This window comes from Lentzea waywayandensis (genome assembly GCF_900115955.1).
Taxonomy (GTDB): Bacteria; Actinomycetota; Actinomycetes; order Mycobacteriales; family Pseudonocardiaceae; genus Lentzea; species Lentzea waywayandensis.
Map to the genome: position 1 here is coordinate 38106 of NZ_FOYL01000015.1, position 15650 is coordinate 53755.

Consider the following 15650-nt stretch of genomic DNA (forward strand, 5'->3'; position numbering starts at 1 on the left):
TCTGCGGAGCAAGGGGCAAGTACAACGCAGGTGGGAGGGATCTTTCGTGATCACGGTCTGGTTGCCGGAACACGAGTCCGAGGAACTGATGGGCGGGCTGCCGGAAGGCGTCCGCGCCGACGTGTGGACCGGCGGCGCGTTGCCGTCCAGTCAGGGGGAAGTCGAGATCGTCATCCCGCCGTTCGACGTCGAGGAGGGCGGGCTCGCGGTGCTGTCCGATCTTCCGAGGCTGAAGCTCGTGCAGCTGGAATCCGTTGGTGTGGACTGGGTGCTGCCCTACCTCCCGGACGGGGTGGCGCTGTGCAACGCCCGCGGGGCGTACGACGCCGCCGTCGCCGAATGGGTCGTGGCGACCGTGCTCACGCGACTGCGCGAACTGCCCAGGTTCGCGCTGGCGCAGCAGGAAGGCCGGTGGGACTACGCCCATTCCGACTCCCTCGAGGGCAAGACGGTGCTCGTCGTCGGCTACGGCTCGATCGGCAGGACGCTGGCCGGCGTGCTGAAGGTGTTCGGCGCCAACGTGATCGGTGTCGCCAGCCGGGCGCGCGACGGTGTCCGCGGCGCCGACGAGCTGCCGGACCTGGTGCCGCAGGCTGACATCGTCGTGCTGCTCGCTCCCGCGACGGCGAGGACCAGGGGCATGGTCGACGCCGAGTTCCTCAAGCGGATGCACGACGGAGCCATGCTGGTGAACGCCGGGCGCGGTGCGCTCGTCGACACCGAGGCGCTGACGGCGGAGCTCAACAGCGGCAGGCTGTTCGCCGCGCTCGACGTGACGGATCCCGAGCCGTTGCCGGAGGGACACCCGTTGTGGTCCGCGCCCGGCCTCGTGCTCACCCCGCACGTCGCCGGGTCGAACGGCACGCCGATGGCCAAGGCGATGGCGCTGGCCAAGGCGCAGTTCGTCCGCTACGCCAACGGAGAACCGCTCGTCAACGTCATCGGGCCCGACGGTTACTAGAAGGTGGGGTGCCGGTGTTCGCCGGCACCCCGCTCCAGTCCTCACAGCCAGCCGGACCGCACGAGCTGCCACTGTCCGTCGACCAGCAGCGGAGCGTCGGGATCCGGTGACACGCCGAGTTCTCCCGCGCGCACCCGCTCGAGCAGCCGGCGCGTGGCGTCCACGATCTCCGGTGCCGCCCGGCGCAGCTCCGCCTCGTCGTCAGGTCCCGCCGTGTCCAAGGGGAACTGTGCGGACGTCAGCAGTTCGCCGAGGTTCGACAGCTTGGACTCGAGCCACGCCAACGGATCCGCGGACAACGCGCGTTCGAAGACCCGGTCGCCGGGGTCCCACCCGGTGAACACCGGGTGGTGGTGCGTGCGGTCGAAGGGCTTGCCGTCCACGTCCTCCAGGAAGTCCGCGCGCCAGATCGGCTGGTCGACCTCGATCGGCGTGGACGCGTAGATCGACTCCTTCAGCTCGCCGCGCTGGATCACCCGCAGCTCCAGGCGGACGCCGCGTTCCGCGCCCTCCTGGCCCTTGAGTGGGTCGGGGTCCACAAAGTACAGATCCCCCAGCACCACGCAGACCTTGTCGAACCCGAAGACGTACAGCATCAGATTCCTCTCCTGTCACAACGAACAACTCTGCCGCCGTGTCCGTGAACACGAACGGCACCAAACCGGTCACCCTCCGCTGCGATGCGCGCTAGGGTTGGGGGACAACGGGTTTCTGCCGACTGGGCAGTGCACGACCCATCTGGGGAACTGGGAGGCTGTTCATGACCGATGCCACCACCGAACCGAAAGCCCTTTCCGACGCACCGGTGGTGCTCGTCGTGGGCAGCGGTTTCCGGCCGTACCGCGAGTACATCCTGCGCTCCGCTTCGAGCCGGTACCGCCTGTGGCTCCTGGATTCCCGTGAGGCCACCTGGCAGCTCCAGTACGTCGTCGGAGCGACCAAGGTGGACACGAAGGACCCGCAGGCCCTGACCGCGGCGGCCCGCGAGGTGTGCGAAAAGCTGCCCGTGGCAGGCGTTTTCACCTACGACGAGTCGCAGGTCGTCTACTGCTCGCTGCTCGCGGAGGAGCTCGGTCTGCCCGGCAGTCCGCCGGACACGATCCGCGCCTGCCGGGACAAGGCGGCCACCCGCGCCCTGCTGGCCAAGGCCGGAGTGCCCCAGCCGCAGTCGCACACCGTTGACACGGTTGAGGAAGCGTGCGCGGCCGCTGACGTCATCGGCTACCCGGTCGTGGTCAAGGCCCGCAGCCTCGCCGGCAGCTACGGCGTCGTCCGCGCGGACGACCAGGCGGCCGTGCGGGCGGCGTTCGCGACCGCCGACGGCGCCGAGTTCTTCGGCCTGCAGCGGCACGAGACGGGCAGGGTCATGGTCGAGGAGTTCCTGACCGGACCGGAGATCAGCGTCGACTCCGTCATCTACAAGGGCGAGGTGATGACGACGGTCATCGCCCGCAAGCACGTCGGCATGGCGCCGTACTTCGAGGAGATCGGTCACGACGTGTCCGCGACCGACCCGCTGCTGTCCGATGTGGACCTTCTCGACCAGCTTCAACGCATTCACCAGACGCTCGGATTCTCCTACGGTGCGACGCACAGCGAGTTCATGCTGACCCCGGCCGGTCCCCGGCTCGTCGAGGTCAACGCGAGGCTCGGTGGCGAGCTCATCCCCTACCTCGGCCAGCTGGCACTGGGCACCGACCCCGTGCTCGCCGCGGTGCAGGTGTCGGTCGGCGAACGGCCTGACACCACCCCGACCGGCGGGAAGGCGGCCGGGGTGCGATTCCTCTACCCGTCCGCCCACGTCGAGACGGTCGAGGTCATCGTGCACGAGGACCGCTTCGGCCCGACCGTTCACGAGACCGGTGTGACCACCTCCGCCGGCGACCGGCTCGCACTTCCTCCCGTGGCGCACCTGAACCGCTACGGGCACGTCATCGCGCTGGGCGACGACCTGGAGCAGGTGGTGGCCGACCTCGCCGACGCCGAACAGCTCGTCGAGTTGGTGGCCACCCCCGTCACGCCGAACGACTGACCTCCGGCACCGCACTGGCCGCGCGGCGCAAGCCGATCCACAACACCGCGGCCAGCGCGGACGCCAGCAACGCCGGGGCGAAGCGGAAGACCTGCTCCGGCAACGCGACCGACCAGCCCAGCAGCAACGACGACAGCGACAGCGCGCCCAGGATGAACGCGCGCATCACCGCGTTCGTCCGGCCGGACACCTCGTCCGGGATCGCACGGAACCGGTACTCGTTCGTCGTCACGTTCATGCCGCCCTCCGCCGCCATCAGGAAGACGAAGCCGGCGATCACCACCGCCTGCACGGGAAGCAGCAGCAGAGCACAGGAAATCGCGCAGAGGGCGAACCACAACCCGATGCGCTTCTCCGGTGTCCTGTCGACCCACACGCGGTCGGCCAGCCACGCACCCAACGCGCTGCCCGCGGCGCCGGCCGCGATCACCAGCCCGGTCCACTTGCTCGACCAGCCCCACGTGCCCTGCACCAGCAGCACCATGACGATCGGTACCGCGCCCGCTCCCAGGTTGTGCATCGACAGCGCGAGCGTGAGCTTCGGGATGCCCGGAATCCGCTTGAAACTGCGGAAACCCTCGACCTGCATCCGGATGAAGCCCCGCTCGACCGGCGGTTGCGGACGCTTGGGCAGCATCAGCGCGACCACAGCGGTCAGCAGGAACGTCCCCGCGTCGATCCACAACGCCACGTACGGGCCCAGCGTCGCCAGCACCACGCCGGCGAGAGCGGGCCCGACGCACCGCGCGATCTCCGTGGTCGCCGCGTACTTGCTGTACGCCCATGTCACCCGATCGGATGGCACGAGCGTGGGCAGCAGGCCGAAGTCGCTGGTGAGGTTCGAGACCACGTTCGCGCAGCTGGCGAGCAGCAACGGCACGAACACCAGCGTGACCTGGCCCGCCATCAGCAGGAACGGGATCATCGCCACCAGGACCGCCTGCGCCAGTTCGGACGCGAGGAAGACCCGGCGGCGCTCGAAACCGTCGATCAGCGTGCCCAGCGCGGGGGAAAGCACGAACGGCAGGTACTGCACGCCCAGGCTCAGCGCGGCCAGCATCGACGATCCCGTGCCCGCGAGGATGGTCAGCGGGATCGCCAGGTGCAGGAACGTGGTGCCGAGCTCGGACGCGGCGGACGATCCGGTCAGCAGCCAGAACGTCCGCAGCGTCGCCGGGGGTTGCTGCTCGGCGGCGACCCCCCGCGACGCGTCCTCGGGTGCCCCCATCAGACCACGTGCTCCGCGATGATCCGCGCGCACTGCAGCGATTCCATGTGGCTGGTGTCGACCTCGACGTCGTAGACCACGCCCTTGTGCACGATCTCCGCCTGCGAGGCCGCCATGCCGACCACCCGGTCACCGCGGGAGATCTCCCGCGCCGCCGCGATCTCCGGCTCACACCGCACGCCGACCCACAGGACGTTCAGGCCCTCCAGGTTCTTGCGCGTGCGTTCCTGCGAAGCGGTACCGCTGAGGAACACGTCGTCGATGATCACGCGCGCACCGGCCCGCACCATCGCCGCGATGCCCTGCATCCACGCGTACTCCAGCTCGTGGAAGCCCTCGCCCAGCTCCACCTCGCCCTGCTGGCCGAACGCCACGCCCGAGCCGGAGTCCACCATGGACGGTGGCAGCCGGTCGATGAGGTCGTCGACGCCGAGGTTGATCCACGGGTTCGGCAGGACGTACTTGAGGCAGCGCGAGATCCCGGACTTGCCGGAGCTCGAACCGCCGTTGAGCACGATGACCTGAGTCGTCACTTGATCGGTTCGCCTTCCAGAGTGATCCGCTCCATCTTCCTGACGTGGGGCCAGTAGTCGGAGACGGCGTAGTGCTGAGTGGCCAGATTGTCCCAGATCGCCACGTCGCCCTCTTCCCACTGGAAGCGGCACTGGAACTCGGGACGCCACGCGGTCAGGTGCACCATGTCGAGGATCCTGCGGCTCTCCGCCTCGTCCAGGCCCTCGATGCGAACACCGGAGACCTTGTTGGAGAACAGGACCTTCTCGTCGGTGAACGGGTGGGTGAGCACGAGCGGGTGCGACTGCGCGGGGTACTTCTCGCGCATCCGGTTCAGACCCTCGTCGTCGTTCGCGAACGCCGGGAAGTAGATCTGCATCCAGTCGTGCACGACGCGCATCTCGTCGAGCTCGGAGCGGGTCGCCTCGCTGAGCGACCGGTACGCCGCGCCCATGTTCGACCAGAGCGTGTCACCACCGCGGGGCGGGATCTGCACGCCGCGCAGGATCGAGCCGAACGTCGGGACCTCGCGCCAGTTCAGGTCGCTGTGCCAGGCGTTCAGGTTCCCGGTGTGCTTCTCGTCGTGGTAGATCCCGGTGATCTCCGGGTACTCGTGGTAGGGCTGGAACGGCGAGATGCCGTGCACGACCGGGTCGTTCTCGGAGATGAACGGGTGCACCTCCGTGCGCCCGATCCGGCGGGCCACCTTCACGAACGTGTGCCGGTCCAGGTGCTGTCCCTTGAAGAAGACCACCTTGTGCTGCAACAGCAACTCGTTCACGAAGTCGCCGAGCGCGGGGTCTGCCGGGTCCAGCCGGAAGTCGTCGAGGACGACGCCGAGGTGCGTCCCCAAGCGCCTGCGTGCCACCATCAGTCTCCTGTCTTGGTTGTGATCGAGTAGCTCGTGGCGATCTTCGCCAGGTCTCGCTCCACCGACTCGGTGGTCTCGCCGGCCACGAAGAAGCGGCCGGCGGTGTTCCAGGTGTCGGGCGGGTCGTTGACGACCTCGCCGACCTCGGGCGTGACGGAGTGCACGACGCTCGCCGGCAGCTCGCCGAGCCCGTTGACCGCGGTCACCCGGCACGTGTCCGGTTCGTTGAGCGGCACGAACACCCAGCCGGACGCGCCGACGCCGGGGAAGTCCACCATCATCGGCGGAACCGTCAGCTCGGACGGCTCGCGCAGACACGCGAGCACCGCCTCCCTGGGCATGTCGACGCCGAACACCTCGCGCAGGTGCACAGGAACGCCGGCGCCGCCGAACCTGTTGCCGATCTCCAGGAAGACGAGCTCGTCGTCCGGCGTGTGGAACATCTCCAGGTGGAAAGCGCTGTCCACCAGTCCCAGCGCGGTGACCACGGATTGGGCGTAGTCGAACATCCGCCGCACCAGCGCCCGGTCGTCCGGCGTCGCGCACACCATCGGCGTGCGCTCGTGCTGGAACGCGTAGGCGGTGGTGACGTACCGGGTGGGGCAGTACCAGATCAGTTCGCCGTCGCGGACGACACCGTCGGAGTGGTAGATCCAGCCGTCGACGAACTCCTCGACCTCGTACCCCTCCTCGATGCCATCGGCCACCGCCAGCGCGAGCAGGTCCTCGGGGGCCTCGAGCACCCGCACGCCCATGCTCGCGCCCTGACTGCGCGGCTTGAGCACCAGGCGTCCCGGCACCGAGCGGGCGAACCGGCCCAGCTCGCCGAGCGAGGTCTCCGGTCCGACGGCGAGGTGCCGCGGTACGCGGACGCCCTGCTCGGCCAGGGCCTCTTTCATCCGCACCTTGTCCCGGCACAGCAACGCCGAGTGCGCGTTCGTGCCCTGGACGCCGAAGTGATCGCGCAATCGTGCCGCGGGCAACGTGGTGTGCTCGTAGAGGCCGATGATCGCGTCCGGCTTCCCGAACTCGTCGACGAGCTGCTGGACCAGGCCGCGCATGGTGTCGATGGCGCGGTCGTAGTTGTCCAGGTCGTCGTTGTCCGGCATGTCCAGCGTCTTGATGTCGGCGAACTTCGCCGCCACGGCCTCCGGCAGCCGTGCGGCACTGCCCTTCGGCATCACGACCGTGACGGTGTAGTTGTCGAAGTCGACCGCGTACGCCTCCGAGGCGTGGAATCCGACGCAGACGACGTGTTTCTTGGTCATGGCTTCAACTCGATCGTCTCGTGCAGGAACAGCCTTTTGGCCGTGCGCCCGCCTTCTCGGACATAGGCGACGAGCTTGTCGCTGTCGATCATCGCCGGGTGCTTCTCGTCGTACTCGACGCACATCACCGCGCCCAGCCACGGTTCCTGGCCCATCGCGTACACGTAGACCGAGTTCGCCCGCAGCGCGTCCACGATCGCCGCGCCCTGCTCGAAGTTGGAACCCTTGAGCCGGCGACCGGCGTCGACCTTGCGCTCCAGCCGTTCGGGGAACAGCGGTCCGTAGAGCCAGCTGACCGGGGCTCCGACGCTCTCCATGCCGATGAACACCGTGTCGACCTGGCCGACCGCCGCGGTCACCTGGGGGTAGAGCTGCGGTGAGACGTTGGTGGAGTCGGCGGCGAAGAGGACCCGCTTGCCGTCGAGGTCGAGCAGCCAGCCGCACTTGGTCCTGATGCGGATGTCCCCGTGCTCACCGAGGAACGGCAGTGCGGTGATCGTGCCGCCGGGCGTCTCGACGGACTCCAGGTCGTCCAGCTCGACCACGTCGTGGAAGCCGAGCACGCGCAGGATCCGCTTGAGGTCGGGATCGACCAGGCTGGAGTTCGCCGACTTCGCGATCAGCACGGTGCCGACCCGGTGCCTGATCTTCAGCAACGTCTCCAGGAGCATGTGGTCCTGGTGGTTGTGCGTGATCATCACGTAGTCGACGCGGTCGGGCAGGTCGTCGAACGTGAACCGGCCGTCGGCCTCGCTCGGGTAGCCGCTGTAGCTGATCACCGGGTCGACGACGAACGAGACGCCCTTGTGCCGCACGTAAACGCAGGCGTGGCCCACGTATTCCATGACGTCGTCGGCCGGTGGCTCCTGGGCGGCGTCCTCCTCGAAGAACGCCTTGAACACCTCGGCCCGCTCGCCCTCGATGCCGAGGTCCGCGGTGACGCGGTCCAGTTCCTCGCGCGTGAGTCCGCCGCGGAACACCACGTCCAGCAGCTCGGAGTCGAGCGGGACGGTGACCAGCACCTGCTCCGGCGTGTACTCCAGAACCGGCGTGGTGAGCGCGAACTTCCGGTCGTCCTCGGCGATCTCGGAGAAGCGGATCTGCTGCAGCGAGCGGTCGAAGTACGGCGAGGAGTACAGCAGCGGCTCGATGAAGCGGTAGTCCGGCGTCCGGTTGTCCCTGTTGTAGAACAGCTCCACCCTGCCGGCCAGTGGTTCTGGCAGCTGCTGGTACACCGACTCCATCGACGCGCCGGTCTGCTCCGGCAGGATCTTGAGCTCCAGCTCGTCGATCGCGTCCGCGAGCTCCAGCAAGGGCGCGTACTGCTCGCGCGTGGTCTCGAACCACTGCGCGACCTTCTCGTACGCGCCCTCGTGCTCCTCGATCACGAACGGGCCGCCCTGGAAGCGTGCCTGCCTGAGTGCCGTGCGGTGCGTCTCGGGGTTCGCGACGAACGACTCCGCGATCGTGCGGTAGTGGTTCTTGAGGTACTTGGCGAGGGTGTGCGGTGGCAGCAGGTACGACCAGGCGTACCACCCGGCGACCGACGGCTCCGCGATGACGTTCTTCTTGAGCGACAGCGTCACATCAGCCTCCGAGCTCGCAGACGTAGTACTGGAACAGGTGATCGCCGGAACGGGCCGTGGTCCGCAGCACGCGCAGTCCGGCATCGAGCAGGTCCGGCACGTCGAGCAGCACGGGGCTGTGACCCAGCAGCACCAGCACACCGCCCGGCCGCAGCGTGGTGACGAGCTTCGGCAGGATCTGCCGCGCCACCGCGGTGCTGACCACCTCGGAGTTCAAGAACCGGCTGAACAGGATGTCGACACTGCCGGGAGTGACCGCCGGGTGCATGGCGTCACCGTGGTGCACCTGCTCGAGGTGGGCGCTCGCGAACGAGACCATGTCCTTGCTGAGGTCCTGGCCGACCGTGCGGATGTGCTTCGGGTTCAGCGACGCGAAGTCCGCGAGGAACCGGCCGGTCGAGCACGCCGGGTCGTAGGCCAGGACGTCCTCGGTCAGGCCGGCGAACCGTTCCGCGAACAACTCGCGGGTGTAGCGGCGGATGTGCTCCTCCCCGATGCCGAGGAACTCCGCGCGTTCGGCGCTGACCTTCCAGCCGTCGGCGGGACTCGTCTTCTCCTTGCCGGGATCGCGTTGCTTGGCGAACGGGTGCACGATCTCGGTCGTCGGCGTGATCGCGTCGAACGCCGCCCTGCGCGCGTCCTCGTCCAGCGGCAGGAACACGATCCTGGCGTCGGAGTCGGACGTGCGGACCGTGTCCACCAGCCCGACGACGTTGAACCAGAACACCTTGCTGCAGAACACCCCCGGCATGTCGTGGTCGACGACCAGGTCGGAGATGGTCTTGCAGCCGGCGTAGGAGCGGCCGTCGGGCAGGCGGAACAGGAACAGCCGCTCCGGGTGCCCGGTCAGCTCCTCGCGCAGCACGAACGCGCCGCCCGGCTGTTCCCAGCGGGTGAAGTCACCGCGAATCAGCTCCGCCTTCGCCTTCGCCTCGGTGTCGACGAACTCGGGGTCGAGCGGTGCGCCCCGATCCCAGGTGAGCTCGGTGTCCACGGTCATTCGCCGATCCTTTGCCGAAGTTCGGAGATGATCTGCCTGCCGGGGGCCGGGACCGGGTGGGCCCAGCCGTCCTCGGTCAGCCAGAGCCGCAGTGCGGCGAGGATGCGGCTGTCCGCACCCCCCTCGGTCACGGTGGTCAGCCACTGCGCCGGCTCCACCACGTCGTCGACGCCGAGTTCCTCTCGCAGCGCGGCGAGGTCGTAGGTCCGGTGCACCAGAACGGTTTTCTCGCCCTCGGTGGTCGTCGCGTCCGCCGCGGTGAGTGCCGCGGTGACGACGTCGCGGACGTCGCAGACCGGCACGAGGCCGGACAGCCGTGGCAGCACGCCGTGTCGCTTCGACAGGCGCAGCAACCAGCTGAAGACGTCCTCGTCGAGGAACGCCTCGTCTGCCGCTGTGTGCCCGTAGACCAAGCCGACCCGCAACAGATCGGACGGGCAGGCGAGCTGCTCGACGTACGCCTCGGCGACGAACTTGGCCTGGGAGTAGGGATCCCCGACCGCGGCGAGCGCCTCCGCGGTGAACCGGACGAACTCCGCGCCCACCGACGCGGCGGACAGGAAGACGAACCTCCGTGCGCTCTGCGCGGCACGAACCAGGGCTCGCGTGGTCGCGACGCTGTTCGCGAGGTGGCGTTCCAGCGGCAGGACGTGGTTGACCTCGAAACCGCAGTGCACCACCGCGCCCCAGCCGTCCTGCGCGGAAAGCTCGTCGTAGCCGAGGAACCGCACGCCGGAGAAGTCCTCCCGCGCTCGTCCGAACCGGGCGAGGTGGCGTTCGACCAGCCGCTCCGGCCGGCTCCTGGTGACGACGGTGATCTCCCGGCCGGCGCCGAGAAGCCGGTCGAGCACGTGCCCGCCGATGAACCCGCCCGCGCCCGTGACGGTGATCGCGCCTTCGGTTGCGGTGGAAGGGATCGGGGCGAGATTCAGGCCGGCGAGGTCGGCAGAGGTCTTGGCGAACACCTCGTGCGCCGGTGAGGCCTGCGGCTCCGCGCCGCCCAGCGCGGCCAGGAAGCCCTCGATCGTGAAGTCGTAGTTGAGCTGGTCGAACGCTTCCTGCACCTCGTCCTCGCCGTAGCGGGCGGCGAGCTCGACCTGGATCTGCACGAGCGTGAACGACGAGGCACCCGCGTCGAACACCGACGTCGCCGGATCGATCTCCTCGCCCAGCAACCTGGTCACGATGCCGCGCACGAACTCCGGGTCGGGGCCCGTCGCATCCGGCGCCGCCGGCGTCGCTCGCGCCAGCTCGCGCACCGCCTCGCGGTCGGCCTTGCCGGACTCGGTGACGGGCAGGGAGTCGAGCCGCACCAGCACGTCCGGGACCTCCCACGCGGGGAGGACCTCGCGCAGCCGGGTGCGCAGCTCGGCCTCGGTGAAGTCGGCACAGGTGTGCGCGAGCACGAGCGAGGCGCCGTCGAGCACCATGGCGACCCGCGAGTCCAGCAGCCGCGACAACCGGCCTTCCAGGTCGGTGAGGCTGATCCGGTGGCCGAGCCGTTTGATCTGGTCATCGATGCGGCCGAGGTAGAAGACCTCGCCGTCGCGCACCTCGGCCTCGTCGCCGGTGTGGTAGGCGGGTTCGCCGTCGACCAGCGTGAACACCGCGTCCTCGCGGCCTTCGTACCCCAGCGCCACACCCGGGCCGACGAGCACCAGTTCGCCACGTCCGCTCGCGTGGTAGCCGGTGCCGTCGAAGGCCCGCGGGGTGTAGCCGTCGATCGGCTTGCCGACCGTGGTGGTGAAGCGGGTCATCTCCGCGACGGAGAAGCACACGGTGCCTTCGGTGGGACCGTAGGCGTTGAGCACCCTGCTGTGCCGCTCGGCCGCGCGGTACTCCACTTCGGACAGTGCCTCGCCGGCGAACACGACCGTGCGGATGCCTTGGCGTGCGTCGTCGTCGAGCCGGGCGTACACCGACGGCGGCAACGTGATCACGTCGCAGCCCTGCTCGCTCAGGTGCGTGCCGACCGCGTTGACCCACGAGCCGCCGTCCCATGCCGGCACGACCAGGGTGCCGCCCGCGTAGAGCGTCACGAGGATCTCGGCGATCGAGGCGTCGAACGACAGCGACGAGAACTGCAGCACGCGGGTGCCCTGCTCGATGCCGAACGCGCGGGTCTGCGCCTGGCACAGGTTCTCGATGCCGCGGTGGCCGACGTTGACGAGTTTGGGCAGGCCGCTCGATCCCGAGGTGAACACCGAGTAGGCGATCTCGTGAACCGGCCAGTCGCCCGGTTGCCCGGCAGGCAGCTCGCCGGGCGTGAGAACGGCGACGTCCTCCTTGCGCAGCACCGCGGCGATGGCGTCCGTGCAGCACAGGACCAGCGCGGGTTCGGCCAGCTCCAGTGCCTCACGCAGGCGTTCGCCCGGCTGGTTCGCGTTGACCGGCGTGTAGATCAGACCGGCGCGCATCACGGCGAGCGCCCAGATCAGCGCCTCCGCGGTGTGCTCGCCGGCGAGCACGACCCTGCCCTCGGGTGCAGCCGCGCGCAGCTGTGCGGCGCGGTCCGCGGTGACCCGGTCGAGGTCGGCGTAGGACCACGTCCGTCCGCCGGACTCGAGTGCGGGACGGTCCCCGCCGGCGCTGAGGTGACGGGCGACGATCGTGGCTAGACCCACGGTGGATCAGTCCTCCTTTCGCTGTGACGCCAGGCGCACTGGCCGGTCGGGGAAGGTCGTCAGCTCGTCCAGCACCTCGGCGTACTCGGCGAGGAGCCGTTGTGCGACAGGGCGGGTGAACACGTTCTCGCTGTAGGGCAGGACGATGACGAACTCGTCGCCCACCTCGTTGATCTCGATGGTCAGGTCGGCCTTCGCGGTGCCGTTGTCGACCAGCTCCGGTGTGCACTCCAGGCCGATGAGCCCCGCCTTGGGGCGCAACGGTCCCTGGTGCGCGAGCACGACCTGGACCAGTGGCTGGCCGGAGGCACCCGGTCGCGCGCCCATCGCGCGGACGATCTCGCCGAAGTCGACGTGCTGGTGTTCCAGCGCCTCCTGCGCGTGGTCGTCCACGTCCGCCAGCAGCTTCAGCGGGATCGGGTCCTCGCCGAACCGCACGCGCATCACGGCGGTGTTGGTGAAGAAGCCGATCACGTCGTCGGCCTCGGGGCAGGGACGGCCCGAGTACGGGGAGCCGATCAGCACGTCGCGTTGCCCGGTGTGGCGTGCGACCAGCACCGCGAGCGCGACCAGGCAGACGGCGAACGGGGTGGCGCCCGCGTCGCGGGCCAGCCGTTCGATCGCCCGGCGCCGCACGGGACCGGTCGCGTAGTCGAGCCGTTCGCCGCGGTGGTTGAAGGAGCCGAGCCGGGTGAACGGCACCTCCGTCGGGGCGCCGTCGAGCAGCTCCTTCCACCTGGCGAGGCCGGCGGTCAGCGCCGGGTGGTCGACGGTGGCGTGCTGCCAGGCGGCGTGGTCGCGCGGCCGCAACCTGTTCAGCGGCAACGGTTCCGGTGCTCGACCTGCACGGCGTGCGGCGTAGCAGTGGGCGAGGTCGGCGTCGATGACGTCGATCGACAGGCCGTCCGCGACGATGTGGTGCGTCACCAGCACGAGCACGTGCTCGTCCGGCCCGACGACGACCAGCACGGCCCTGAGCAGAGGGGCCAGGGCGAGGTCGACCGGCACCGCGCCCAGTTCTGCGGGGTCAGCCTCCCTCACGACGGACAGCTCGACCTCGGCGTGCTCGGCCACCTCGACGTACAACTGCCCGTCTGCCAAGTGGAAGCTGCTGCGGAACGCGTCGTGGCGGTCGGCGAGGTCCTGCACGGCCAGCCGCAACGCCGGCACGTCGAGACGTCCGCGCAGCCGCAGGGCGGAGGTCTCGTTGTAGGCGACCGACGCGGATTGCTTCATCTTGGCGAGCATCCAGAGCCGGCGCTGGTGCAGCGAGGCGGGATGGGTGGCCGGAGCGTCCACTCGGGACAGTGCGGTCAGGCCGGCGCGGTCGCTCGCCGCGATGAGGCCGGCGACGCCGGCGAGGGAGTGCTCGCCGAGCAGTTCCCGCGCGGTCAGCGCGACACCGAACTCGTCGCGGATCCTGGTGAGTGCGCGCACGGCCTGCAACGAGGTGCCGCCCAGCGCGCGGAACCCGTCCGCGGCGCCGATGTTGCCGACGCCGACCACCTGTTCCCAGATCCGCGCGAGCGCCGCCTGGGTGTCGTTCTCGACGCCGCCGGTGCCGCTGTGCGCCACCTCGTGCCTGGCCAGTGCCTTGAAGTCGACCTTGCCGTGCTGGTTGAGCGGCAGTCGTTCCAGCCGTACCACCGCGGACGGCACCATCACGGGCGGAAGGTTCGTGGCGAGCCGTTCGGGCAGCCCGGACTCCACGCCGGGATCGCCGCACACGAACGCGACGAGCCGGGCGTCCGGACCTTCTCCCGTCACGACCACCGCGCACGACCGCACACCGGGGTGCGCGGCCAGCACCGCCTCGATCTCGCCGCGCTCGACCCGCTGCCCGCGCACGTTGAGCTGGTCGTCGACCCGGCCGAGGAAGTCGAGGTTGCCGTCGGGGAGCACACGCACCCGGTCGCCGGTGCGGTAGAGCCGCGCGCCCTGCCTGTCGCTGAACGGGTCCGGCGGGAAGGCCTTCTCGGTCAGCTCCGGCAGGCCCCGGTAACCGCGGGCGATGCCGGTGCCGCCGACGTAGAGCTCACCGGGTTCGCCGGGCGCGACGGGCCGCATGTGCTCGTCGAGAACGTGGATCTCCCTGCCCGGCAGTGGCTTTCCGATGGGAGGTGCCTCGCCGGGCCTGCGCTCGTCGGACGCCGTCGCGGCGACGGTGACCTCGGTCGGGCCGTAGACGTTGACGAACCGCCTGCCCGCGCCCCAGCGTTCGGCGACGTGCGGCAGGCACACCTCGCCGATGTAGGTGAGTGTGTGCAGGCACGGGAGCGCTGGTTCCTCGATGAGTTCGGCGAGCAGCGCGGGCGGCAGCATGGCCGTGGTGATCCGGGCGTCGTGCATGAACTCCACCAGCGCCGGACCTGACGTGTCGACGTCAGCGGGCGGGATGACGACGGTGCCGCCGGACGCGAGCACGGCGAAGATGTCGAGGACCTGGATCTCCCAGGTGAGCGGGTAGAACTGCAGGAACCGCGTGCCGGGGCCCATGTTCAGGTACGGCGTGATGGCGCCGATCAGGTACACCGACGAGGCGTGCACGTGCATGACGCCCTTGGGACGTCCGGTCGTCCCGGAGGTGTAGGTGATGAACGCCAGTCGTTCGGGATCGGCGTCAGGATCCTCGAATGATCCACTGTGGACGGTCAGTTCCGCCGGCGAGACCAGCGGAATCTCGGTCGCGGGCACCGCCTGCCGCAACGACTCCGATACCACCACGAGTCCCGGTGTCGTGTCGTCGAGGATCAGGTTGAGCCGTGCCTCGGGGTACGTGGGATCGAGCGCGACGTAGCTGCCGCCCGCCTTGAGGATGCCGAGCAGCAGCACGACCATCGCGGCTGACCGCTCGACGCACAGGGCCACGAACACGCCCGGCTCGACACCGAGTGCCCGCAACCTGCCGGCGACGGCGTCGGACGCGCGCTCCAGCCCGGCGAAGTCCAGCTGCTCGGCGCCGTGCTCGACGGCGACGAGATGGGGACTCACCTGCGCTCGTGCGCTGACCAGACCGTGAACGGTCGAACCGGTCAAGGCTCGCTTCCTTCCCGAAAAGAATGCACACCAAATAGCCGGAATCACGCAATGCGCGCGTGAACCCGCTATGGCCAGCGATATGTGCGAAAACCCCAGTTCAGTGCCCGAAACAGAGCCGCGTGACGTACGGCTCCGCCCAAAGCGGATGGATCATCACAGTCCCCCTGTGAACAACGCGTGACATCCCCAGTAACGCTAATCGGCACGGACGCTCTCGCCTGCCGACGTCAGTCCACAGTAGCTCACATTCTGGCCCGTTGCGACCTGTTGCGTGAACTATGGGGCGTAGTTACGCTGGCGCCGCTCGACCCGTTGGGCGAGTCAGGGGACCTGGGGATCTTCAACATGCTTTCGGGGGGTTGTGCGCGTGTGTGCGCACCCAAGAGAACGCTCTCATGCACTTTCTGTTGGTCATCGACGCAGCTCAGAAGTGATCTGGGGTTCTTGATTCACTGAACTGGCGGCGTCGGTGCTATCCGCTGTGATAGTCAGTGGAGCAGCGATGCCCGATTCGGGTGATGACTTCGG

Annotated in this window: 11 protein-coding genes; 2 read left to right on the forward strand and 9 right to left on the reverse strand. The window is 69.1% G+C overall.

Annotated features, from left to right (window positions below; translation table 11 throughout):
• The first annotated feature begins 46 nt into the window (after positions 1-46).
• Positions 47-961 (forward strand): 2-hydroxyacid dehydrogenase, encoded by a 915-nt coding sequence (locus BM417_RS39230; protein WP_218164712.1) that lies wholly within the window; start codon positions 47-49, stop codon positions 959-961.
• Between the two features lie 41 nt (positions 962-1002).
• Here the strand turns inward: BM417_RS39230 and BM417_RS39235 are convergent, their stop codons facing one another.
• On the reverse strand, positions 1003-1557 hold the full coding sequence (locus BM417_RS39235) for a hypothetical protein (protein WP_093605034.1): 555 nt from the start codon (positions 1555-1557) through the stop codon (positions 1003-1005).
• Positions 1558-1721: 164 nt separating this feature from the next.
• Here BM417_RS39235 and BM417_RS39240 point away from each other — a divergent pair, with 164 nt between their 5' ends.
• Positions 1722-2993 carry an ATP-grasp domain-containing protein gene (locus tag BM417_RS39240; RefSeq protein ID WP_093605036.1) on the forward strand — a complete coding sequence of 424 codons (1272 nt, stop codon included), beginning with the start codon at positions 1722-1724 and terminating at the stop codon, positions 2991-2993.
• Here the strand turns inward: BM417_RS39240 and BM417_RS39245 are convergent.
• Genes BM417_RS39245 through BM417_RS39280 form a run of 8 tightly spaced genes read right to left on the reverse strand, consistent with a single transcriptional unit; the run spans position 2977 to position 15074 of the window.
• Positions 2977-4221, reverse strand: coding sequence for an MFS transporter (locus BM417_RS39245; RefSeq protein ID WP_093605038.1), 1245 nt, complete (start codon positions 4219-4221; stop codon positions 2977-2979). The genes BM417_RS39240 and BM417_RS39245 overlap by 17 nt on opposite strands.
• On the reverse strand, positions 4221-4754 hold the full coding sequence (cpt, locus tag BM417_RS39250; protein WP_093605040.1) for a chloramphenicol phosphotransferase CPT: 534 nt from the start codon (positions 4752-4754) through the stop codon (positions 4221-4223). Before cpt ends, BM417_RS39245 begins: the two co-directional genes overlap by 1 nt.
• Positions 4751-5605, reverse strand: coding sequence for a TauD/TfdA dioxygenase family protein (locus tag BM417_RS39255; RefSeq protein WP_093605042.1), 855 nt, complete (start codon positions 5603-5605; stop codon positions 4751-4753). The genes cpt and BM417_RS39255 overlap by 4 nt, the downstream gene beginning before the upstream one ends.
• Positions 5605-6873 carry an ATP-grasp domain-containing protein gene (locus BM417_RS39260; RefSeq protein WP_093605044.1) on the reverse strand — a complete coding sequence of 423 codons (1269 nt, stop codon included), beginning with the start codon at positions 6871-6873 and terminating at the stop codon, positions 5605-5607. Before BM417_RS39260 ends, BM417_RS39255 begins: the two co-directional genes overlap by 1 nt.
• Positions 6870-8459 (reverse strand): MBL fold metallo-hydrolase, encoded by a 1590-nt coding sequence (locus BM417_RS39265; protein ID WP_093605046.1) that lies wholly within the window; start codon positions 8457-8459, stop codon positions 6870-6872. Before BM417_RS39265 ends, BM417_RS39260 begins: the two co-directional genes overlap by 4 nt.
• A 1-nt stretch (position 8460) precedes the next feature.
• Entirely contained in the window at positions 8461-9459 is a 999-nt protein-coding gene (locus BM417_RS39270; protein ID WP_093605048.1) for a class I SAM-dependent methyltransferase, read from the reverse strand.
• Positions 9456-12083, reverse strand: coding sequence for an AMP-binding protein (locus BM417_RS39275; RefSeq protein WP_093605050.1), 2628 nt, complete (start codon positions 12081-12083; stop codon positions 9456-9458). The genes BM417_RS39270 and BM417_RS39275 overlap by 4 nt, the downstream gene beginning before the upstream one ends.
• Before the next feature lie 6 nt (positions 12084-12089).
• The gene (locus tag BM417_RS39280; RefSeq protein ID WP_143138998.1) at positions 12090-15074 is read right to left on the reverse strand and encodes a non-ribosomal peptide synthetase; all 2985 of its coding nucleotides are present in this window, start codon (positions 15072-15074) and stop codon (positions 12090-12092) included.
• Positions 15075-15650 lie beyond the last annotated feature (576 nt).